General features: G+C 66.2%; 19 protein-coding genes. 4 read left to right on the forward strand and 15 right to left on the reverse strand.

Annotated elements, in window-relative coordinates:
• From HU735_RS17880 to HU735_RS17895, 4 genes are all read right to left on the reverse strand, one after another.
• Window positions 1–1,221 carry a M20/M25/M40 family metallo-hydrolase gene (locus HU735_RS17880; protein WP_186714595.1) on the reverse strand — a complete coding sequence of 407 codons (1,221 nt, stop codon included), beginning with the start codon at window positions 1,219–1,221 and terminating at the stop codon, window positions 1–3.
• A gap of 173 nt (window positions 1,222–1,394) precedes the next feature.
• The gene (locus HU735_RS17885) at window positions 1,395–1,724 is read right to left on the reverse strand and encodes a hypothetical protein (protein ID WP_186714596.1); all 330 of its coding nucleotides are present in this window, start codon (window positions 1,722–1,724) and stop codon (window positions 1,395–1,397) included.
• 74 nt (window positions 1,725–1,798) lie between these two features.
• Window positions 1,799–2,449 (reverse strand): DUF998 domain-containing protein, encoded by a 651-nt coding sequence (locus HU735_RS17890; protein ID WP_186714597.1) that lies wholly within the window; start codon window positions 2,447–2,449, stop codon window positions 1,799–1,801.
• A 63-nt stretch (window positions 2,450–2,512) separates the two neighbouring features.
• Window positions 2,513–3,328 carry a sulfite exporter TauE/SafE family protein gene (locus HU735_RS17895; protein WP_186714598.1) on the reverse strand — a complete coding sequence of 272 codons (816 nt, stop codon included), beginning with the start codon at window positions 3,326–3,328 and terminating at the stop codon, window positions 2,513–2,515.
• Between the two features lie 109 nt (window positions 3,329–3,437).
• Here HU735_RS17895 and HU735_RS17900 point away from each other — a divergent pair, with 109 nt between their 5' ends.
• Entirely contained in the window at window positions 3,438–4,205 is a 768-nt protein-coding gene (locus HU735_RS17900; protein WP_186714599.1) for a helix-turn-helix transcriptional regulator, read from the forward strand.
• A 79-nt stretch (window positions 4,206–4,284) separates the two neighbouring features.
• A complete protein-coding gene (locus HU735_RS17905) occupies window positions 4,285–5,034 on the forward strand; it encodes a FadR/GntR family transcriptional regulator (RefSeq protein WP_186714600.1) in 750 nt (249 codons plus the stop codon).
• Between the two features lie 77 nt (window positions 5,035–5,111).
• On the opposite strand, the gene HU735_RS17910 is transcribed toward HU735_RS17905, so the two are convergent.
• The 7 genes from HU735_RS17910 to pvdM all read right to left on the reverse strand — a co-directional run bounded on the left by HU735_RS17910 (window position 5,112) and on the right by pvdM (window position 15,127).
• Window positions 5,112–6,692, reverse strand: a complete 1,581-nt coding sequence (locus HU735_RS17910) for an aldehyde dehydrogenase (NADP(+)) (RefSeq protein WP_186714601.1) — start codon at window positions 6,690–6,692, stop codon at window positions 5,112–5,114.
• Between the two features lie 99 nt (window positions 6,693–6,791).
• Entirely contained in the window at window positions 6,792–8,345 is a 1,554-nt protein-coding gene (garD, locus tag HU735_RS17915) for a galactarate dehydratase (protein ID WP_186714602.1), read from the reverse strand.
• A 78-nt stretch (window positions 8,346–8,423) separates the two neighbouring features.
• Window positions 8,424–9,779, reverse strand: a complete 1,356-nt coding sequence (locus HU735_RS17920; RefSeq protein ID WP_050705309.1) for an MFS transporter — start codon at window positions 9,777–9,779, stop codon at window positions 8,424–8,426.
• 102 nt (window positions 9,780–9,881) lie between these two features.
• Window positions 9,882–10,793 (reverse strand): 5-dehydro-4-deoxyglucarate dehydratase, encoded by a 912-nt coding sequence (gene kdgD, locus HU735_RS17925; protein ID WP_186714603.1) that lies wholly within the window; start codon window positions 10,791–10,793, stop codon window positions 9,882–9,884.
• 445 nt (window positions 10,794–11,238) lie between these two features.
• A complete protein-coding gene (locus HU735_RS17930; protein WP_186714604.1) occupies window positions 11,239–12,048 on the reverse strand; it encodes a type 1 glutamine amidotransferase in 810 nt (269 codons plus the stop codon).
• 432 nt (window positions 12,049–12,480) lie between these two features.
• Window positions 12,481–13,761, reverse strand: coding sequence for an aminotransferase class V-fold PLP-dependent enzyme (locus HU735_RS17935; RefSeq protein ID WP_186714605.1), 1,281 nt, complete (start codon window positions 13,759–13,761; stop codon window positions 12,481–12,483).
• Entirely contained in the window at window positions 13,754–15,127 is a 1,374-nt protein-coding gene (pvdM, locus tag HU735_RS17940) for a pyoverdine-tailoring dipeptidase-like protein PvdM (RefSeq protein WP_186714606.1), read from the reverse strand. The genes HU735_RS17935 and pvdM overlap by 8 nt, the downstream gene beginning before the upstream one ends.
• A gap of 182 nt (window positions 15,128–15,309) precedes the next feature.
• Here pvdM and HU735_RS17945 point away from each other — a divergent pair, with 182 nt between their 5' ends.
• Window positions 15,310–15,735: a hypothetical protein gene (locus HU735_RS17945; protein WP_238349843.1), complete on the forward strand. Its 426-nt coding sequence runs from the start codon at window positions 15,310–15,312 to the stop codon at window positions 15,733–15,735.
• A gap of 62 nt (window positions 15,736–15,797) precedes the next feature.
• On the opposite strand, the gene pbpG is transcribed toward HU735_RS17945, so the two are convergent.
• Complete coding sequence (pbpG, locus tag HU735_RS17950) at window positions 15,798–16,721, reverse strand: D-alanyl-D-alanine endopeptidase (RefSeq protein ID WP_186714607.1); 924 nt, start codon at window positions 16,719–16,721, stop codon at window positions 15,798–15,800.
• 184 nt (window positions 16,722–16,905) lie between these two features.
• On the opposite strand from pbpG, the gene HU735_RS17955 reads away from it, so the two are divergent.
• Window positions 16,906–17,331, forward strand: a complete 426-nt coding sequence (locus tag HU735_RS17955; RefSeq protein WP_186714608.1) for a GNAT family N-acetyltransferase — start codon at window positions 16,906–16,908, stop codon at window positions 17,329–17,331.
• Window positions 17,332–17,406: 75 nt separating this feature from the next.
• Here HU735_RS17955 and HU735_RS17960 read toward each other — a convergent pair whose 3' ends face one another.
• The 3 genes from HU735_RS17960 to HU735_RS17970 are packed head-to-tail and all read right to left on the reverse strand — an operon-like array spanning window position 17,407 to window position 22,044.
• Window positions 17,407–18,729, reverse strand: a complete 1,323-nt coding sequence (locus HU735_RS17960) for a di-heme oxidoredictase family protein (protein ID WP_186714609.1) — start codon at window positions 18,727–18,729, stop codon at window positions 17,407–17,409.
• The gene (locus tag HU735_RS17965; RefSeq protein ID WP_186714610.1) at window positions 18,726–20,012 is read right to left on the reverse strand and encodes an extracellular solute-binding protein; all 1,287 of its coding nucleotides are present in this window, start codon (window positions 20,010–20,012) and stop codon (window positions 18,726–18,728) included. The genes HU735_RS17960 and HU735_RS17965 overlap by 4 nt, the downstream gene beginning before the upstream one ends.
• Window positions 19,999–22,044 carry a TonB-dependent receptor gene (locus tag HU735_RS17970; RefSeq protein WP_186714611.1) on the reverse strand — a complete coding sequence of 682 codons (2,046 nt, stop codon included), beginning with the start codon at window positions 22,042–22,044 and terminating at the stop codon, window positions 19,999–20,001. The genes HU735_RS17965 and HU735_RS17970 overlap by 14 nt, the downstream gene beginning before the upstream one ends.
• Window positions 22,045–22,258: the final 214 nt, after the last annotated feature.

The following is a 22,258-nucleotide window of genomic DNA, read 5'->3' on the forward strand; positions in this document are numbered from 1 at the left end:
TTACTGCGCCAGGTGCCGGATCATCGCCACCGTCAGGTACAGGCGTGGCGCCACGCTGGCGATCTCCATGTACTCGTCGTCGCCATGCAGGCCGGCGCCGACCACACCCAGCGTTTCCAGCACCGCCGGCTTGTCGCTGTCGGGCACGTAGGCGTAGCCGGCGTCGGTGCCGAAGCGCATGGCGATCGGCTGCAACTGCCGGTCGATCTTGCTGTAGAGCTGCCGCGCGGTTTGCGCAAGCTCCGTGGAGGCGTCGTTCCTGGCCAGCGGCGGGCGGCCTTTCTCCACGACCAGCTCGACCTGGGTATCAGCTACAAGCTGTTTCTTGATGATCCGCAGGGCATCTTCCTGCACCCGCTCGGTCTCGCTCAGGTCGGAGTAGCGCATGTCGGCCTCGGCGCTGGCCTGGGCAGGAATGATGTTGGCCTTTTCCCCGGCCTTGGCCAGGGTCCAGTTGACGGTGGTGCCTTTGCTCTTGTCGCCGAGGTCGTTCAACTGCAGCAACTGGTGCGCCAGCTCCATCAGTGCGTTGCGCCCGGCTTCCGGGGCGGAGCCGGCGTGGGAGGCGCGGCCCTTGACCTCGAGCTTGAGGCGGTTGATGCCGTTGGTGGCGACGGTGACCGCGTCCTTGTCCGGCGGCTCGTAGGAGAAGACGAAATCATGCTTGCGCGCCAGTTCGGCAATCAGTTGCCGCGAGCCGGCCGAGCCCATTTCCTCGTCCGGGTTGAACAGCACGGTGAGGGTGCGGTAGCCCTTGTACTGCTGGTCCTGCAGCAGTTTCAGCGCATGCAGGATCATCGCCACGCCGCCCTTGGCGTCGGCCACGCCGGGGCCGTAAGCGCGTTCGCCGTCTATCCGGAACGGGCGCTTGGCCACGGTGCCGGGGCCGAACACCGTGTCGTAGTGGACCATCAGCAGGAAGTCCTTGTCTCCGCTGCCCTTGAGGGTGCCGACGATATTGTCGCCCATCGAGGGCGTGGCCGGCTGGGTGCTGACCTTGGCGCCGAGGGCCTCGAGGCGTTTCACCAGTTCGCTGCCGACCTGTTTCAGGCCGGGCTCCGTACCGGTGCCGGTGTCCACAGCCACCAGGGTCTTGAGGGTCTCCAGGTAATGAGGTTGTTCGGCCTGGGCCTGGCTGAACAGTTCCTGGGGCGTCGGGTCGGCGGCCTGGGCGGTGGCACAGGCCAGGGCAAGGGCCAATGAGCAGAATCGCAAGGGCATGGGCAGGGATCTCGTTGTCGTGAACCCTTCAGCGTAGACCCTGCCACCCGATTACCGAGTCATTTGCTCCCGGCGATAACGCTATTGCACAGCCCAGGAGGGCTGGCAAGCACGATACGTAACGGTGATATTCAACATTCAATAATGCTAGTAATTAATTGAATTATAAGAATTTATCTTTTCGCTACTGCATGCTGTACGCACTGCTCGTAATACGTCTGCTTGATCGCCGCCGGCTTCAGCCGAGACCGGCTGTTGTAGGTCTGCTCGGTGATGCCGAAGGCCGTCATGCGCATCCACGGCTTGGCGAACTTGCGCGCCTGCAGCTTCTTGCGCGTGGCGTACAGGGTGACGCCGGAAAGCTTGGCCTGCTGCGCCTCGGCGGCGATCTGCGCGCCCCAGCCGCACACCTGGCGATCGTTCTGGCTCAGTGCCCGGGCCTGGGCGCCGAAGGCGGCGGTGGCCAGCAGGCAGCCGGCCACGGTTGCTAGAATCACTCGCATGTTGCTGTCCTAAGCATCTGAAGGAAAACAAAGTTTGCCTTTGCTTCCGGCGCCTGGGGGCCAGCAGTTTGCCGTCAGGCGATGGCCATTTGCAGGCCACCGTGCTGGCGCGTGCGCAGCGACTGCAGGGCCAGGGCCGCGATCCACAGCACGCCGACGCCGTAGTTCAGGCGCTGGTAGAGACCGAACAGTTCACCGCTGTGCACGGCCTTGGCCATCAACACCACGGTGACCACCGCCAGCAGCGCGCTCAGCAGCGACCACCAGGCCAGCCACGGGGATCGGGCCAGGCGCGTGCCCAGGCCGATCCACAGCACGCTGGCGAGGGTCAGCGAGAGGAACATCAGCAGGCCGCCGAGGTTGTGCATCTGCTGCGAGAACGATGGTTCCAGCGGTGCGCAGCCCTGGTCACAGGCGAACCCACCGGTCACCAGGCTGCCCAGGCCATGCAACAGCACCAGCAGGGCGCTCAGCCGCGCCAGCTTCGAGCGTCGCCAGCGCCGCGCCAGGCCCCAGGCGAATAGTGCGAACAACAGGGCCAGCGGGAAATTGTTGACCCATGGCGACAGCCCGTGGGTGGGGGCGCCGACCGCGCCGAGCTGGCTCATGGCTTGTTGCAGGTGGTCGTAGCCGGGGTAGGCCAGCGCCGTCAGGGTGACGCCCAGCAGCAGCCAGAGGGGAATGAGCAGGCCGCTGGCGAGCAGCAGGCGGTCGAACGTCTTCATGCAGTGCCTTCCTTGGTGAGTGCAGGACGCAGCCTAGCGCGTCGCCGTGGCCATTCGCCAGCCTCAACGGCCGTTGACCAGCATCACCAGCAGCACGCAGGCCAGCAGCGCCAGGTAGGCCCGGGCATGCACGCTGTCGGGGATGCGCCCGAGCAGGGGCGCGGCCAGGTGCATGCCGAGCCAGGCGCCGACGGTCATCACCAGGGCCGCGCGCAGGTCAATGAAACCCAGCAGGCCCGGGCCCAGGTTGAACTGGCCGGCCGGCAGCAGCGCATAGACCAGCGTGGCCGCCAGGGCCATGGGCAGTGACAGCGGGTTGGCCATGGCCGTGGCGGTGCGCATGCTGGCGCCGCGTCGGCGCATCAGCGGCACGGTCATCACGCTGCCGCCCACCCCGAGCAGCGCCGCCAATGCGCCGATGGGCACGCCGACCAGGCTGGCGCCGGCCCTGCCCAGGGGCGCCAGGCGATGTTCGCCAGCGCGTATGAAGCCCGGGCGCAGCCAGGCGTCCAGCAGGCTCAGCGCCAGGTAGGCGATGAACAGCCAGCGCAGCCAGGCGCTGGCCAGGTACAGCGCCGCCCAGGCCCCGAGCAGCGCGCCCAGGGCGATGGCCGGCGCCAGTGGGCGCACCAGGTCCCAGCGCAGGCTGCCCGCGCGATGGTGACGCCAGGTGGCCAGGGCGCTGCTGAAGATCATCACTGTGGCCGAGGTGGCCACGGCAATCTGCATGGCGTGCTGGGCCACGGCCGTCCCCGCGCCATGGCTGGCCAGCAGCAGGGCATAGAACAGCGGCACGGCGAAGAAGCCGCCGCCGAAGCCGAACAGCAGGGTGGTGACGCCGGCACACAGGCCGAACAGGCCAAGCAGGGGATAGAGCATGGGGTGGGTCTCGGGTCAGGGGTGAGGTGGTCAGGGTAGGGTGCCTGCCTCTTGGCTGACTTGCGCAACCTGGCCAATAATCATCGTGTTTCGGCCAGAACCTTCCTTCATGCGCAATGTTCCCTTGTCCGAGGTCGATGCCAGCCCCCGTGCGGTGCTGGCCATCGCCACCGACTATCCGCCCGGTACCCTGCTGCCCAGGCATGTCCATCGCCGGGCGCAGTTCCTTTATGGCATGAGCGGGCTGATGGAGGTGCTGACCGATGACGGCGCCTGGGTCATCCCGCCCGGCAGCGGGGTTTGGATTCCGCCCGGCAAGCCGCACCAAGTGCGCATGCGTGGCGTGAGCACCCGCAGCCTGTACATCGAACCGACCGCGCTGCCCAGACCGGGCAGCGTGTGCGAGGCACTGCGGGTCGGACCGCTGCTGCACCAGCTGTTGCTGGCCAGCGCCGAGGTGCCGGCCTTGCATGACGAGGCGGGGCGCGACGGCCTGCTGCTGCGGCTGGTGCTGCATGAGCTGGGCCAGGCCGAGCGTCTGCCGCTGTTCGCGCCGCTGCCGGCCGAGCCGCGTCTGGCGGCCCTGTGCCAGGCGTTCCTGGCGCAGCCATCAATCCACACCCGTGGCGAAACATGGGCAGGCCAGCTCAACTGGAGCCCACGTACCTTCAGCCGGCGCTTTCGCGAGCAGACCGGGCTGTCGTTCGGCCAGTGGCGCCAGCAGGCCTGCCTGATGGCCGCGGTGACACGACTGGCGACCGGCGAGCCGGTGACCACCGTCGCCCTGGACCTGGGCTATGAAAGCCCCAGCGCGTTTTCCAGCCTGTACCGGCGAGTCATGGGCCAGCCGCCGTCGGCGGCACGCCAGGGCAGATGAAAACCCCGTTGGACGTATGTGATCGTACAACTGCTTGCGCTATCATCACGCCTGTCTTTCACAACCAGACATACAGGGCATGACAGAGCAGCAGGTACAGGCACGGACCCGGCGCAAGCCGCGCAGTCTGGCCCAGGAACTGGTCACGGTGCTGACCGAACGCATCCGCAGCGGCCAGCTCAAACGCGGCGACAAGCTGCCCACCGAATCGCAGATCATGGTCGAGGAAGGGGTCAGCCGCACCGTGGTGCGCGAGGCCATCTCGCGGTTGCAGGCCGCCGGCCAGGTCGAGACCCGTCATGGCATCGGCACCTTCGTGCTGGACGCGCCGAGCACTGGCGGCTTTCGGATCGACCCGGCGACCATCGTCACCCTGCGCGAGGTGCTGGCGGTGCTGGAGCTGCGCATCGCCCTGGAAATCGAAGCCGCGGGCTTGGCCGCCCAGCGTCGCAGCGACGAGGAACTGGCCGGCATGCGTGCCGCGCTGGACGAGCTTAACGAGGGCGCAGCCCATGCCTCGGATGCGGTGTCGGCGGACTTCCAGTTTCACCTGCGAATCGCCCAGGCCAGCGGCAATCACTATTTCGCCGACATCATCAATCACCTGGGCACCAGCATCATCCCGCGCACCCGGCTCAATTCGGCGCGCCTGGCCCATGACGACCAGGCGCACTACATGAGCCGGCTGATGCATGAGCACGAGGCGATCTACGAGGCCATCGCCCGGCGCGACAGCGAAGGCGCGAAGATGGCCATGCGCATGCACCTGAGCAACAGCCGCGAGCGCCTGCGCCAGGCCCATGAAGAGGCCGAGGCGCAAAGGGGCTGACGTCGGGGGAATGCGTGGGAGCGGGCTTGCCCCGCGATGCAGGTATCGCAGGGCCCCTCATTCACGTTTACAGACGATCAAATCACCCCTTCACTCCACTGCCCATTCACCAACCGCCGCAGCCCCAGCGGGTTGCCATCGCGCAACGCCTCCGGCAGCAGCGCCTGCGGGTAGTTCTGGTAGCACACCGGGCGCAGGAAGCGATCGATGGCCAGGGTGCCGACCGAAGTGCCACGGGCATCCGAGGTCGCCGGGTAAGGCCCGCCATGGACCATGGCGTCGCACACCTCGACCCCGGTCGGGTAGCCATTGACCAGGATCCGCCCGACCTTCTCCTCCAGCAGCGGCACCAGCCAGGCAAAGGCTTCGAAGTCTTCCGGCTCGCCGATCAGCGTGGCGGTCAGCTGGCCGCGCAGGCCGAGCAGGGCGGCGCGCAGTTGCTCAAGGTCGCTGACTTCGACGGCCACCGTGGCCGGGCCGAACACTTCTTCCTGCAGCAGCGGATCGGACTCCAGCAGCAGGCGGACGTCGGCCTTGAACAGCTGGGCACGGGCCTGGTCGCCCTGTTGTGCCTGACCGGCCAGGTGCTGGATGCCGGCATGGGCGTGCAAGTGATCCAGGCCGGCGACATAGCTGCGCAGGCCGCCGGCGTTGAGCAGGGTCTGGCCAGCCTGTTGGTCCAGATGCTGGCCCAGGTCATTCAGCAACTGGTTGAAGCCAGGCGACCGCAGGCCGATCAGCATCCCCGGGTTGGTGCAGAACTGCCCGGCACCCAGGCACACGGAGCCGGCCAGTTCGCGGGCGATGGCCTCGCCACGCTTGGCCAGCGCGGCCGGCAGGATGATCACCGGGTTGATGCTGGACATCTCGGCGAACACCGGGATCGGTTGCGCCCGCTCGGCAGCCATGCGGCACAGGGCGTCGCCGCCCTTGAGCGAGCCGGTAAAGCCGACTGCCTGGATCGCCGGATGCTTGACCAGCCACTCACCGACACCGCCACCGAACACCATGTTGAACACGCCCTTGGGCATGCCGGTGCGTTCGGCGGCGCGCAGGATGGCGCAGGCCACCAGGTCGGCAGTGGCCATGTGGCCGCTGTGGGCCTTGAACACCACCGGACAGCCGGCGGCCAGGGCTGCGGCGGTGTCGCCGCCGGCGGTGGAGAAGGCCAGCGGGAAGTTGCTGGCGCCAAATACCGCTACCGGGCCGACGCCGATACGCATCTGGCGGATGTCCACCCGTGGCAGTGGCTGGCGCTCGGGCAGCGCCAGGTCGATGCGTGCGCCGAGGAAGTCACCGCGGCGCAGTACCTGGGCGAACAGGCGCATCTGCCCGCTGGTGCGGCCGCGTTCGCCCTGGATACGGGCGGCGGGCAGGGCGGTTTCGCGGCAGACGATGGCCACGAAGCTGTCATCGAGTTCGTCCAGTTCGGCGGCGATCGCCTCGAGGAATTCGGCGCGGCGTGCCGGGGGCAGCTGGCGGAACTCGCCGAAGGCACCGGCCGCGGCTCGGGCGGCGCGGTCGACTTCGCCCTCGGTGGCCTGGGCGAAGTTATAGGGCAGTGCCTCGCCGGTGGTGGCGTCCAGGCTCTGCAGGCGTTGCGGGCCGACGGCGCTGCGTTGGCCGGCGATGAAGTTGTGGCCGAGGATATTGGGCATGGAAACTCCTGGATGAGTGATGAGCCAGGGCGTGGGAGCGGGCTAGTCCCGCGATTGCATCATCGCGGGGCAAGCCCACTCCCACGCCACCTGTGTCGTTCAGGTGATCGGTGCGGGATTGAACAAAGTGATGTCGTTGTGCAGGCCATGCTGCTCGGCCCAGGTGCGCTTGCGACCGCTGGCGACATCGAGGTAGTAGTGGAACAGCTCCCAGCCCAGCTCCTCGATGCTCGCCCGGCCACTGGCGATGCGCCCGGCGTCGATGTCGATCAGGTCCGGCCAGCGCTGGGCCAGTTCGCTGCGGGTGCACACCTTGACCACCGGCGCCATGGCCAGGCCGTAGGGTGTGCCGCGGCCGGTGGTGAACACATGCAGGTTCATCCCGGCAGCCAGCTGCAGGGTGCCGCAGACGAAGTCGCTGGCCGGGGTGGCGCAGAAGATCAGGCCCTTGCGAGTGACTCGCTCGCCCGGGCCAAGCACGCCCTGAATGGCGCCGCTGCCGGACTTGACGATCGAGCCCAGGGATTTCTCGACGATGTTGGACAAGCCGCCTTTCTTGTTGCCCGGCGTGGTGTTGGCGCTGCGATCCGCCGCGCCTTGTTGCAGGTAGCGGTCGTACCAGTCCATCTCGCGCACCAGCGCCTCGGCGACTTCCGGCGTTTCGGCGCGGGAGGTGAGCATGTAGATGGCGTCGCGCACCTCGGTGACTTCCGAGAACAGCACCGTGGCCCCGGCGCGCACCAGCAGGTCGGCGGCATGGCCCAGGGCGGGGTTGGCGGTGATGCCGGAAAAAGCGTCGCTGCCACCGCACTGCATGCCCAGGATCAGCTCGCTGGCCGGCACGGTTTCGCGGCGGCGCTGGTCGAGCTTCTTCAGGCGGGTTTCGGCCAGGGTCATGATCTGCTCGATCATCTCGACGAAGCCCAGCGAGGCGTCCTGCAGGCGGTATAGCCAGGGCTCGCTGAGGTCCACGGATGGGTCGTCCTCGTGCATCACCTGGCCGGCCTGGAGTTTTTCGCAGCCCAGGCTGATGACCAGCGCCTCGCCGCCCAGGTTGGGGTTGCGCGCCAGGTTGCGCACGGTGCGAGTCGGGATGTAGGCATCGCGGGCGTTGATCGCCACGCCGCAGCCGTAGCTGTGGGTGAGGGCGACCACATCATCCACGTTGGGGTATTTGGGCAGCAGTTCGCTGCGGATGCGCTTGACCGCGTGGTCGAGCACGCCGGTCACGCACTGCACGGTGGTGGTGATGCCGAGGATGTTGCGGGTGCCGACGGTGCCGTCGGCATTGCGATAGCCCTCGAAGGTGAAGCCTTCGAGGGGCGCCTGGGCGGCGGGCACGGCGTCGCAGCGTGGCAGGCTGTCGAGCTCGGGGGCGGCCGGCATCGCCAGTTGATCTTCCTTGACCCAACTGCCCTGGCGCAGGTCTTCCAGGGCATGGCCGATGACCTGGCCGTAGCGGCGTACCGCCTCGCCCCGGCGGATATCCACGGTGGCGACCTTGTGGCTCTGCGGCACGCCCTCGACCAGGGTCAGGCCGTCGGCGAAGCGCGCGCCTTCGCCCAGGCCGCCGTCGTTGACCACCACCACGACATTGTCGTCGGGGTGCAGGCGCACGTAGCGGGGCGACTCGGAATGTTCGATCAACTGCATGGTCAGGCCCTTCTTGTCGTTTCTTTCAGGCTTCTTGTACGCCAGCCTGCGCCCGGGCAGGGCGCAGGCGTGTTTCACTCAATGGCGCGAAGTGGCGAGTTCAGCGGTGGGTGCCGCTTCCTGCTTCGGGTCGTCCTTGAGCTCGATACGCTTGATCGGACCAACGATCACCAGGTAGCTGAACACTGCCACCAGGGCGTTGGCGCCCACATACACCAGGGCCCACTTGAACGAGCCGGTGGCGCTGATGATGTAGCCGATGACGATTGGCGTGGTGATCGAGGCGATGTTGCCGAAGGTGTTGAACAGCCCACCCGACAGCCCGGCGATCTGCTTGGGCGAGGTGTCGGCGACCACCGCCCAGCCCAGCGCGCCGATGCCCTTGCCGAAGAACGCCAGGGTCATGAAACCGACCACCATCCATTCGGCCTCGACGTAGTTGCAGAAGACCATGGTGGTCGACAGCAGCAGGCCGCAGACGATCGGCAGCTTGCGCGAGAAGGTCAGCGAGTTGCCGCGGCGCAGCAACCAGTCCGACAGCACGCCGCCGAGCACGCCGCCGATGAAGCCGCACACCGCCGGCAGCGAGGCGATGAAGCCGGCCTTGAGGATGGTCATGCCGCGCTCCTGCACCAGGTACACCGGGAACCAGGTGAGGAAGAAGTAGGTGATGGCGTTGATGCAGTACTGGCCCAGGTAGACGCCCAGCAGCATGCGGCTGGTCAGCAGCTGCTTGATATAGCCCCATTTCGGGCCGTCGTTGCCGCGTTTCTGGTCCATGTCCACCAGGCCGCCGTTCTGCTCGATGTGCTCGAGCTCGGCGGCACCGATGCGCGGGTGCTGGCGCGGGTTGTAGATGGTCTTCAGCCAGACCGCCGAGAACACGATGCCCAGCGCGCCCATCACCACGAACACATGTTCCCAGCCGAAGGTGAAGACGATCCAGCCCATGATCGGCGCGAACAGCGCGGTGGCGAAGTACTGCGCCGAGTTGAAGATCGCCGAGGCGGTGCCGCGCTCTTGCGTCGGGAACCAGGCCGCGACGATCCGGGCGTTGCCGGGGAACGACGGCGCTTCGGCGAAGCCGACCAGAAAGCGCAGGGTGAACAGGGTGACCACTGCCCAGGCCACCGGCAGGCCGCCGACGAAGCCTTGCAGCAGGGTGAACAGCGACCAGGTGAAGATGCTGAAGGCGTAGACGTTCTTCGAGCCGAAGCGGTCGAGCAGCCAGCCGCCGGGGATCTGCCCGGCCACGTAGGCCCAGCCGAAGGCGGAGAAGATGTAGCCGAGGGTGACCGCGTCGATGCCCAGGTCCTTCTGCAGGCTGGAGCCGGCGATGGCGATGGTGGCGCGGTCGGCGTAGTTGATGGTGGTCACCAGGAACAGCATCAACAGGATCAGGTAGCGCACATGCGTCTTTTTCGTCGCTTGCATGCTGGTTACTCCCACTCATTATTTTTATACGGGGATCGGTTGTGGGCCGGAGCAGGGTGGCCCTGCTCCGGCGGCGGCATCGGCAGGCCGCAGGGCGTTCGCTTATTGCGGGCCCATCTTGTCCATCAGCGCGGCGAGCATCTCGTACTCCTGCGCGGTCAGGTCGGTCAGCGGCGTGCGCACGGGGCCGGCGTCGTAGCCGGCGAGCTTCGCCCCGGCCTTGACGATGCTCACGGCGTAACCGGCCTTGCGGTTGCGGATGTCCAGATACGGCAGGAAGAAGTCGTCGATCAGCTTGGCCATGGTGGCGTGATCGTCGCGGGCGATGGCGTGGTAGAAGTCCATCGCCGTCTTCGGCACGAAGTTGAACACCGCCGAGGAGTACACCGGCACGCCCAGGGCCTTGTACGCCGCAGCATACACCTCGGCGGTGGGCAGGCCACCCAGGTAGCTGAAGCGATCACCCAGGCGGCGACGAATCGACACCATCAGCTCGATGTCGCCCAGGCCGTCCTTGTAGCCGATCAGGTTCGGGCAGCGCTCGGCCAGGCGTTCCAGCAAGTCGGCGTTCAGCCGGCAGACGTTGCGGTTGTATACCACCACGCCGATGTTCACCGCCTTGCACACTGCCTCGACATGGGCGGCGACGCCGTCCTGGCTGGCTTCGGTGAGGTAGTGGGGCAGCAGCAGCAGGCCCTTGGCGCCGAGGCGTTCAGCCTCCTTGGCGTATTCGATGGCCTGACGGGTCGAGCCGCCGACACCGGCGAGGATCGGCACCGAGGTGGCGCAGGTGTCGACGGCGGTCTTGATCACCTGGCTGTACTCGCTGGCGGCCAGGGAGAAGAACTCGCCGGTGCCGCCGGCGGCGAACAGGGCGCTGGCGCCGTAGGGGGCGAGCCATTCCAGGCGCTTGACGTAGCCGGCCGGGTTGAAGTCGCCGTGGGCGTCGAAGTCGGTGACGGGGAACGACAGCAGGCCGTGGGAGAGGATGGATTGCAGTTCTTGTGGGGTCATTGTTGTAGGCATCCTGTGGCGCTTGGAGGAGGGGGAACCAAGGTGAGAGGTAAGTTATCGTACAACTTAAATCGTGACTAGCCCCTAGCGGTAGAAATTTTGAATCCATCCCTCCATGACAGCGCCAATCCCTGTAGGAGCGGCCTTGTGCCGCGAAAGGGCTGCGCAGCGGCCCCGGGATTCGGCGTTGAAGCCACGATAATCGGGGCCGCTATGCGACCCTTTCGCGGCACAAGGCCGCTCCTACAGGGGAAGCGTAAACCCGACAATTCGGCAGAGGAGTGTTGTCGTATGACTTTCGGGGGAAGAAAAAAAGATCGCGGAGACAGGCACAAGCCCGCCGCCCGCTTCCACGGGAAGTGTTCTGGGACCAGCAGAGGGTGACCGGGGAAACGGGGGCGGTATTGCACCGCCCCGCGATCAAAGCTAACGAAGCTTCAGTGGATCAGGCAGCCTGGTGGTGCTTGACCTGGGACTTGCGGACCTGGGCGCGGCAGGCGTCGCCGAAGGCCTGGAACATCTTGATCGAGTCGGGGTTCTTCGCCGCCTGCCACTCCGGGTGCCACTGCACCGCGAACAGGAAGGGCGAGAGGCTCGGGGCGTGGATCGCCTCGACCAGGCCGTCTTCGGCATGGGCGATCGGCTCGATGCCGGCACCCAGGTTGCGCAGGCCCTGGCCGTGCAGCGAGTTGACGCGGATCTCGTCGGTGCCCAGGGTATCGCGCAGCCAGCTGCCTGGCTTGATCTTCACGCTGTGTACCGGGGCGTACTGGACCTCGACCGGATCTTCCGGGTTTTCCCGGTGGTCGTTGAAGCCGGGTTCGGCGTAGACCTTCTGGTAGATGTCACCGCCCAGGGCCACGTTGATTTCCTGCATGCCGCGGCAGATGCCGAAGATCGGCAGGCCGCGCTTGATCGCAGCCTTGACCAGCGGCATGTCGAACAGGTCGCGGTCCTTGTCCTGGCCCTTGCCGGGGGTCTGGTTTTCCTGGCCGTAGAGGGTCGGGTCGATGTTGCTGCCGGCACCGGTCAGGTAGACGCCGTCGGCCATGTCCAGGTAGGTCTCGAGGTCTTCGACGCCACAGCAGGTGGGCACCAGGACCGGGACGCAACCGGCGAAATCGACCAGCGGGGTGATGTATTTGTGGGTCATGACCTGATAGTCATGGCCTTTGCGCTCTTGGCTGCCCATGGTCATCAGGACGACGGGTTTGCGCAGGGAGGGTTGCTTGTTGCCAATGTTGCTGTTGGACATATGTCACCTTGAGACAGGTCATGCCTGTCGTTGTTGTGCAGGCGCACGGCCGGGGCCTTGAGTGCTGCCTGGAGCCCCGAGCACTGCCGGCTCGCCTTGCAGGCGATGTCGGTCGGGGCCTGACTCATAGCTTGCCAGAGCCGTTCGATATGTCAAACGAGTGGCGGGGTGTCCAGGCGCCGGTTTCCGGGGGCTTGCGATGTTCGAGGCCTTGGCTGGCAAGGGTTTGGCGGGGGCTGAGGTCAATAATATTTAACGATGCAGTCGGCTCATTGCATCGGTGCAATGATCGCTCGTGCACGTTGGTTTTTCGCTGACAAGCAGGCTCACGGCTCAGTCCGGGCCGCGTCTGACTGCAGGCATGCATGCAAGGGGAGTTGGATTTGTCGGCGAAAGGGCCGCAGAGCGGCCCCATTTACAGCAGGAGGCGTCTTAACCGATCTGCTTGCGCAGTAGCGCCATGGCCCGATCGATCTGCTGCTCGTCGTTGAGCAGGCTGGGCGCGAAGCGGATCACCGGCCCGACGTCGCGGTCCACGGCATCGACCATGACCTTGTTGGCGTTCAGGTAGGCCGCCACGGCGTCGGGATCGCGGTCTTTGATACGCAAGAAGGTGAAGCCGGCGGAGAACTCGCGACTGGCCGGGGTCACCAGTTCGATGGCGCGGTGCTCGGCCAGGCGTGCCTTGAGGTAATCGTTGAGCTGGTGAATGCGCGCCTGGACGTCGGCCTTGCCCAGGGCCAGGTGCAGCTTGAAGGCCTCGCCCAGCGCCCAGCGGTGCTCGAAGGCGTGGTAGCCGCCCGGGGTCATGATGGTGCCGAAGTCCTCGTTGCGCGAGAAGGTGGCGAAGGTCGGCGTCAGGTGCTGCATCTGCTCCGACGCCGCACAGATGATCCCCGTGCCCCGGGGGCCGAACATCCATTTGTGGGTACCGGCGATGAACCAGTCGCAGTTGAAGTCGGCGAAGCGCACGTTTTCCACGCCGAAGCCGTGCACGGCATCGACCACGTAGAGGATGCGCTCGGCCTCGTCGCGGTTGCGGTTGTGCTGGCGCACCAGCTCGCCGATGGCGCCCACCGGCAGCTTGACGCCGCTGCCCGAGTGCACCCAGGTCATGCCCAGCACCCGGGTCTCGGGGCGGATGCTGCGGTCGATCAGGCTCAGGACCCGATCGGTGGAGACCTCGCCGGGTTTGTCGAACAGGCGCAGCTTGCGCACCTGGGTGCCGTGCTGGCGCTGGCGGAATGCCAGGCAATTGTGGGTCGAGTAGTGCTCGTGCTCGGTGGTGAGGATTTCCTGGTGCGGCGCCACGTGCAGGCCGCCGTAGATCATGCCGAGGCCCTCGGTGGTGCTGCCGGTCAGGGCGACCTGGCGCGGACGTACGTCAAGGTAGCGCCCCGCCCATTCGCGGACCTCGTCCTCGCGCTGCCATTCGTACTCGCTTTCCCAGTCCATGCACAGGGCCGGGTTGCGGTCGAGGGTGGCGCGGTGGCGGTCGATCGCTTCCTGCACCGGGCGTGGGTGGGCGGTGATCAGGAAATTGGCGAAGTGCGCGACATCGGGGGCCAGGGGGAACAACTCGCGCAATTGGCGCCATTTGTCCGGCCCCTGCAGAGGCGGCGATACCGGATTGGCGGCGAGGGCACTGGGCAGCAAGGGCAGGCTGGCGGCCAGGGCGGCGGCCTGCTTGAGGAAGGCACGGCGGTCAGTCATGGCGAACTTCCCGGGTGCTGCTGTCGTGCTGGGCGACCGGATTGGCGGCTTTCTGCACCTGCCCCCAGACGCGCAGGAAGTTACCTGCCCAGAGCTTGGCGATATCGGTCTCGGAGTAGCCGCGGGTCAGCAGCTCGGCGGTGACGTTGCGGATCTCGCCGACGTTCATGAACCCGGTGACACCGCCGCCATCGTTGAAGTCGGAGCTGATGCCGACATGGTCGATGCCCATCTTCTTCACGGCGTAGTCGATGGCATCGACGTATTCCTTGAGGCCGGCGCGGGGTTCTTCGTCGACGATGGCATAGAGGCTGCTGGCGTACTCGCCGAAGCGCGCCTCGGGCCAGATGGCGATGATCGGGTCACCCGGCATCAGCGCGTTGGTCAGGCCTTGTAGCGGCTGCAGGTCGAAGCGTGCGCGCAGGGCCTCGAGTTTTTCCAGGGTCGGTTTGCTCAGCGGCTTGAGGTAGGTGGTGAAGGCCACGACTTGCAGCACGCCGCCGCTGTCCTTGATCAGCTGCATCTCCTTGTCGGAGAGGTTGCGCGGGATGTCCACCAGCGCCCGCGGCGCCGAGTGCGAGGCGACGAACGGGGCACGGCTCAGGCGGGCCACGTCTTCCAGGGCCAGGGTGGACATCTGCGAGACGTCGATGATCACGCCCAGGTCGTTGAGCCGCTTGACTGCCTGCTCGCCCAGGGGAGACAGGCCGCCGAAGGCATCGGGGGTGTCGTTGAAGAACGGCAGCGGACGCGAGGAGTCGGCCCAGGCGTTGTTGCCGGTGTAGCTGAAGCCGAACATGCGCATGCCGCGCTTGCTCCACAGGTCGAGCTGCGACAGGTCGTTACCCAGCGGGTAGGCGTTGAGCATGCTGATGAAGATGGCGAACTTGCCTTCGCCGTTCAGGCGGCGGAAGTCCTCGGGGGTGTAGGCGATGCCGACCTGGTTGGGGAAGTCGCGCACGATCCCGCTGATGATCTTGTAGCGCACTTCCTGCTGGTTGCGGGCCTCGTCGACGAAGCCCGGGGTCGGGCGGTGCGGGGCGTTCGGGCCGTTCCACAGCTCGGGCCAGCCGAAGACGGTGAGCGCCGCGCCCGACAACCGGCCCTTGGCCGCCTTGGCCAGGTCGAACTGACCACGGCCGTCCTTGTCGGCCTCGTAGCCGTCGCTGCCGTAGCCCAGCGGCACGGTGACATGGCTGTCGAAGGAGAGCATGTGTTCGTGCAGTTCGTTGGCCTGCTGCACGATGGCGCGGGGATAGCCGCTGTCCTGCTTCCAGAAGTAATAGCCGGCGGCGCCACCCAGGGCGGCCACCAGGGCCAGGGGCAGGCCGATGTACAAGGCTTTGCGGGAACGGGTCTTGGTCATTGCCATCTCGTTGCGGGGCTGGTCGGGTCGGCCTGTCGGGTCGCCAGGGGCGCCAGGGCATGGCTCGGGTATGTGGTGGACGAATGACGAGGCGGCAAATTTATCGGCACATGGCCATCAAGTCTGCCGTGGCGCAGCCGATAGCGCTGGTATTGAAAGGACCCACCACGGAGGATTAGGGAATGGTAGGTATCAATAGTGCGACGATGGGCGTGATCACCAGTGTGGCTAACGCCCAGCCCGCAGAAAAAAAAGAAAAACCGTTGACGAGTGTCGCGGTGGACCTGTCGGGTGAGACCACCCCGGGCAAGGCCGAGGAGGCCAAGCAGGCCGAGGGGGGTGAGGGCAGCGGCGAGCCGGGGCACATCTCCCAGCTGCGCGACATGATCAAGCAATTGCAGAAGCAGCTTGCCGAGGAGCAGAAGCAACTGGCGATGATTGCCGAGCAAGAGATGGACGAAACCTCCAAGCTGGCCATGATCACCGCCAAGCAGGCGAGCATCGCCACCCTGAGCGGGCAGATCCTGGCCGCCACGCAACAGTTGCTCGAAGCGTTGACCAAGTCTGGCGGCAGCAGCGCCGGTGGCATGATCGCCACCCAGGCCTGAGGCCCACACCGGTAAAGCAAGACGCCCCGCATCATGCGGGGCGTCGTCGTTTCAGCGGTGTGTCAGTCCTGCGCCAGGCGCGCTCGCTGTCTTTCGCTCTTGTATTGCATGGCCACCGCCGGTGCCGGCTTGGCGCTGCCGGTCTCCAGCCACTGGCGCATGCGGCTGGCATCGGCGAAGTGGGTGTACTTGCCGTAGGCGTCGAGAATCACCATGGCCACCGGGCGGTTATCCATCTTCGTCAGCAGCACCAGGCAATGCCCCGCTTCGTTGGTGAAGCCGGTCTTGGTCAGGGCGATGTCCCAGTTGCTCTTGTTCACCAGGTGGTCGGTGTTGCGAAAGCCCAGGGTGTAGTTGGGCTTGCGGAACGCCACGGTCTTCTCGCGGGTGGTCGACAGCTCGCTGAGCAGCGGGTACTTGCGCGAGGCCATCAGCAGCTTGGCCAGGTCGTGGGCGGTGGAGACGTTGAGGGTCGACAGGCCGGTCGGCTCGACATAGCGGGTGTTGCTCATGCCCAGGCTGCGGGCCTTGGCGTTCATCGCCTTGATGAAGGCGCCATAGCCACCGGGGTAGTGGTTGGCCAGGGTGTTGGCCGCGCGGTTTTCCGATGACATCAGGGTGATCAGCAACGTCTCGCGACGGTTCAGCTCACTGCCCAGGCGTACCCGCGAGTACACGCCCTTCATCTCCGGGTTGTTGGCGATGGTCATGCCGAGCATTTCGTCCATGGGCAGCTTGGCGTCGAGCACGACCATCGCGGTCATCAGCTTGGTGACCGAGGCGATGGGGCGCACGCGATCGGCGTGGCTGGCATACAGCTCCTTGTTGGTGTTGAGGTCGATCAACAGGGCGCTGCCGGAGGCCAGGTGCAGCTTGCTTGGGTCGCGTTGGACCTGGGCCGGGGGTTGTGCAGCAGCGGTCGACGGTAGGGTCGCGGTACCTGTGAGCAACAGCAGCAGGCTGAGGATGGACAGGGAAGTTTTCACGTTGAGGCTCACTAAATGTTGGTATGTCGTTGGCTGTGCAAGGGTTTCCCCCAAAAAACCGTTGCATTTTGGAGTATGGCCGAACCGCTGTCGAATGCCTTATATCTAAAGGGCGCAACGTGAAGTAAATTTAATCCGGCGTGCTTTGCGCCGCCTTCCTACGTGGTCAACCGGACGACCTGCCATGACGCTCACGATCGATTTCACCGACCAGGCCACCGGCCTGCATCACGATGCGATTCTCAAGCCACTGCGCGCCTTCAACGACAGCGTGATCGGTTCGCCCGGCGCGGTTACCGTCGCCTGGACGCTGCGCGATCCCGACGATGATGAGGTCGTTGGCGGGCTCTACGCCAGGCTCGGAGGGGGCTGGTTGTTCGTCGAGCTGCTGGTGGTGCCCGAGCGCATGCGCGGGCAGGGTACCGGACGCGAGCTGATGGCCCAGGCCGAGGCGCTGGCGAGGGAGAAGGGCTGCTGCGGGATCTGGCTGGACACCTTCAGCTTCCAGGCGCCGGACTTCTACCGCAAGCTGGGGTTCGAGGTGTTTGGCGAGCTTGCCGACTTTCCGCCTGGGCATACCCGTTATTTCCTGCATAAACGGTTGGCTTAGCACCTCGCTCCTCACAGCCGGGGCCGCTTTGCAACCCCAGCATTAAAATCGCAAAGATTTTGATAGGGCGGCACCTCACAGCGACATCAGAAATGCCTCCAGCGCCCGGCGTGCGGTACCAGGCAGCTGTTCATAGCGCTGCCGGGCGGCCTTGGCTTCGCCATCATGCCAGAGGATCGCCTCGGCCAGGGTGCGTGCCCGGCCATCGTGCAGGTAGCCGCTGTCGGGGGCGATCACCTGGCTCAGCCCCAGCCCCCACAGCGGCGGTGTTTTCCACTCGCGGCCGTTGGCCAGGAAGTCCGCGCGGCCATCGGCCAGTCCTTTACCCATGTCGTGCAACAGCAGGTCGCTGTAGGGCGCTATCCGTTGCCGGGACAGGGCGGGGTAGTCCGGGTGCACGCCGGTTACCAGGTGGGGGCGGTGGCAGGCGGCACAACCGATGGCGTTGAACAGACGCTCGCTCGCCAGCGTTTCGGGTGTGTCGCTGTTGCGCCGGGGCGGCACGGCCAGGTGGGCGAAGTAGTAGTGCAGGTCTGCCAGTTGCACGCCGTCGAGCTCCGGTTCGCCGCCGTTGGTGGCTTGCCGGCAGGCATGTTGCGCCGGCATGCAGTTCTGTCGCGGGTAGAGCTGCGAGGTGATGCCAAGGTCGCCGTGCATGGCACTGGCGATCTGCTGGCGCAGATCCGGCTGGTTGGCTTTCAAGCCGAAGCGACCGGTCTCCAGGCGTTTGCGTTCGACACTCCACACCTGGTTGACCCGACCTTTGACACCGTCGGGTTTGGTCTCGTCGGCCATCGCCTGCAGAGTGCTCGCCTCGATGGCCTCAAGCAGGCCGAGGCCGAACACCGACGGCGCTACCCGGGCAGAGGTGTGTACCGTTCCCAGCGGGCCATAGCCCAGTTCGACAAAGCGCAAGCCGGGTTGACGCAGTCGAACCACTTCGCCATCGGCCAGGCGTACGGGATGTTCGGTCCATTGCAACTGTGCGCGACCTTCTCCCGTTACGCCGGGGATGCCGATTTCGTTGAGCTGGTCGCCATAGACAGGGTGTGGGGCGGGGCCGCCATCGGCGTCGTGGCCGTCCACCGACAGCCTCACCAGCATGCTGCGCATCGGTTCGTCCGGCTGCACGGGGGCCTGGCCGCGACCGTTGCGGGGGTGGCAGGCGACACAGGTGATGCGGTTGTACAGCGGGCCCAGGCCATCGGCGGCGGTGTCCTGCGAGGGGGCGATCACCCAGGTCTGGTGGAACAGGCCGCGGCCACGGAAGAAGCGCTCCAGTTGGGCCTCCTGGGTCAGGCTGGCCAGGGGCTGGCTGTAAGCGGTACGGGGTGGTTCGGCCCAGGCCTGGCCGGCTATCCACAGCAGCGCCAGCAGGCCGAGGGCAGGGGGCTTCATAGCCCCATCCCATCGAGCAGTCGTTCGGCTTCGGTGAAACGCAGCGCGGCCTGGAATTGCCAGCCGATCTCGCGCCGACCCAAGGCGTCATCCAAAGGTGACACCTGCCCACCCCGATCCTGGCGCTGTGCGAACAGGGCCAGCAATTCAGGTGCAGCGGCCTGGGCCGCGTCCAGCGGCGGGCGGGTCAGCCGTTCACGCACTGCTGCCAGGTCCTGGCCGGCGGCTTCGCCAGCGTGAACCCGGCCCCAGAGCGCGCTCAGCCGTTCATGGGGCTGCCCCAGCCACTGGCTGAACAGCGAGCTGACCATTCCAAGGCGTTCCCGTGACGCATCGTTGCCATAGCGGTAAGCCCCCTGGCGCGCCGCAGCAAAGGGGTTGTGATAGTCGGCCGGCAACTGCGCGTACACGCTCGGGCGTGCCGGCAGCTTGCGGATGTCCGGATCGGTCAGGAGCTTCTGGCCGTCTTCCGACAGCACGAAGGCGACGAAGGCCCTGGCGCCCTGCACATGGCGCGCCTTGGTGGTGATCGCGACAGGGGCGGGGTTGAGCCCGCCATGACGGGGGTAGACGAAGTCGACCGGTTCACCGTTGGCGATGGCCGAGGCGACGAAGAAGTCGATGGACAGGCCCACCGCGCTGCGACCGCTGGCGACCTCGTCGGTGACCAGCGTGCCGCCGCGACTGACCAGCCGCGATTGCCCGGTCAGCTCGCTCCACAGCGCCCAGCCCCGATCCCAGCCATAGGCATCGAGCACGATGTCCAGCAGCACCGGGGCGAAGCCGACCCGGCCTGGATCGGGCAGGGCGATGCGTCCGCGCAGGCGCGGATCGAGCAAGTCGGGCCAATCGCTGGGTGTCGGCAGGTCCAATGCCTGCAACTGTGCAGGGTTGGTGGCGAAACCGTAGCCGGCCAGTTCGGTGGCCTGGTAGCGCTGCTGCGCATCGCGCAACGCCATGCCACCGATCTGCGCGGGCAGCCCCTGCAGGCCGACACCCAGCGGCTGCCAGCCACTTGCTTGCGCCACCCGGGCAAAGTTGCCCGGCGAGGGCGCCCAGTACACGTCCACGCCGCCCTGGTCGGGTTGCAGCAGGAAGGGCAGGGCATCGAAGCCCTGGCGCCACACCAGTTGCAGGCGATGCTCGGGGTGGGCGCGGCTGAAGGCATCCTCGAAGCGGGTCATCATGGCTTCGGGGTAGCTGGTCAGCACCACCACCGGCTCCGCGCACGCGACCCCGGCCCACAGGACGAGGGGCGCCAGCCAGGCCTTACAGCGGCACATTGAACTGCACGAAGTAGTTGCGGCCCATTTCCGGATAGCCCTCGGTGTACTCGTAGAGACGGTCGAACAGGTTGCGCACGCCGGCCTCGATGCGCAGGTCATTGGCAAAGGTGTAGCCGGTCTTGAGGTTGTAGACCGCGTAACCTGCGGCGATCTGCGTGGCGTCCGAGGTGCTGTAGCGGCGCGAGGCGGCCTCGACACTGCCGGTGTGGCGCCAGGCACCCTGGTTCCAGGTGGCCGAGGCGAACAGGTTTTGCCGTGGCGTGTCCACCGGACGGATATCGGGGTTGCTGCGGTTGGTGCGGTCCAGGTAGGTGTAGCTGGCGCCGAGCTGCCAGTCGCCGATGTCACCTTTCAGACCCAGCTCCACGCCTTGGTTACGGGCCTTGGCGATGTTCTGGTACTGCCCGCAGGGGGCGGCGCAACCGGGTCTGGGCGCCACGCTGACCTGCTGGATGGAGTCCTCGATCTCGCTGACGAACAGCGCCGCGTCCAGTGACCACAGGCCGCCCAGCGAGCCGGCGTAGCCCAGCTCGTAATGGGTGGCGCGCTCGGACTTGAGGTCGGGGCTGGGGATCACCGTGCCGAAGCGGGTCGAGTAGCGGTCCTTGATGGTGGCGAAGCGGCTCTTGCGCGCCACGGTCAGGCGTACCTGGCCGTCGTGGTCGATGTCCAGCATCGGGCCGGTGTTCATGAACAGGCCCAGCTGGGTGTTGACCGCGTCGTCGCTGCCGGTGGGCTCGTCGTACAGGGTCTTGATCCGCGGCGAAGCGGCGTGGGTGCCGAAGTTCTCGGCATCCAGGCTCTTGCGGTAGTTGTACGACACGCCGCCGACCACGCTGAACACTTCGTCGAGCTTCCAGGTGTCTTCCAGGGCGACGGACTGGGTCTGGTCGCGAAAATGCGTCCAGGGATCGCCGCCGTCGCGGGAGCGGTGCACGTCTTCCTTGAAGTGGTAGGCGATGCCCAGGCGATTGCTGCTGCCCAGGGCCAGGTCGCCCTCGACGGAAAAGCCGCTGGACGCGTCGTCGTACTTGCTGGGGAAACCCGCCTGCAGGGGGCCGACGATGCCATTGTTGTAGACGAAGCTCTCCAGCGAGTTCTTGAACGTGTCGTGGTAGACCCGGGTCTTCAGGCCGTGCTCGCCGAAGCGTGTGTGGGTGGCCAGGTACAGGCTGGTCTTGTCCCAGGTTGGCCATTCCCACCAGCGCTTGCGCTGGCCGCTGGCGGGCAGGTCGCCGGCGTAGGGCGGCTGGCCCTTGCGGCCATGCTGCTCGACATAACCGAGCACGTACTCGTCGCTGTCGTTGGGTGTAAGGCCAAGCTTGAAGCTGAACTTGCCGTCGCGCTTGTCGCTGTTCTCGCGGCGGCCCTCGCCCTGCTGGTTGTTGGTGGGCTTGAAGTCGTCGGGCAGCAGGGTGTAGTCGTAGTCGACATAGGAGACGCCACCCTGCATCCACCAGTTGCCCTGGTTGGAGCCGGCGTTGGCATAGCTGCGCCAGGCATTGACGTTGCCATGGTCGGTCAGCTCCAGGCCGCCGCCCACTTCACCCTCGAAGGCCTTGCTCGGGCGCCGGGTCACCAGGTTGATCGCGCCGCCCAGGGTGTTGGGGCCGTACAGCAGCGAGGCGAAGCCTTTGGCCACTTCAATGCGCGACAGGTCGTAGGTGGTGAAGCGTCCCAGGTCGATGTTGCCGTCATAGGGGACGTAGGTCGGGATACCGTCGATGAACACCGGCACCTGCAGGCGATCGAAGCCGCGCACGAACACCACCTGCTCGGCGCGCCCGCCCATGTACGCGAGGTTGACACCGGGTGCCAGGGCGAGGGCCTTGTCCACCGTCTCGCGGTCGTGCAGGCGCATGTCGGCGGCGTCGACCACCGAGCTGCCGGTAGCGAGCTTGTCGTCCTGTGGGGCGGCGATGCGAATTTCACCTAGGGTGAAGGGCTTGTCCTGTTCGACGGCGAAGGGGGATGTGCTGGTCACGGCGGCGAGTGCGGCCAGGGACAGGCGCGGGGCTAGCGACTTCATGTCGGCTCCTTGCTGGGACCGTGCTGGTGATGGCTCACGGTATCGTTATATTTATTTGTATACAGCGGTTGGCAATAAAAACCCGTCGATATGCCCTCCCCAGGGTGTCGACGGGCGGAGTTTCACTTGACAATTTCAGGGGGCATTGTCGAGCGGGGCAATCCTAGCGTTGCGCAGGATTGGAATCAACGGTGTATACAAAAATATATATCAA

Source organism: Pseudomonas sp. BW16M2, from assembly GCF_014268865.1.
Classification (GTDB): domain Bacteria; phylum Pseudomonadota; class Gammaproteobacteria; order Pseudomonadales; family Pseudomonadaceae; genus Aquipseudomonas; species Aquipseudomonas peradeniyensis.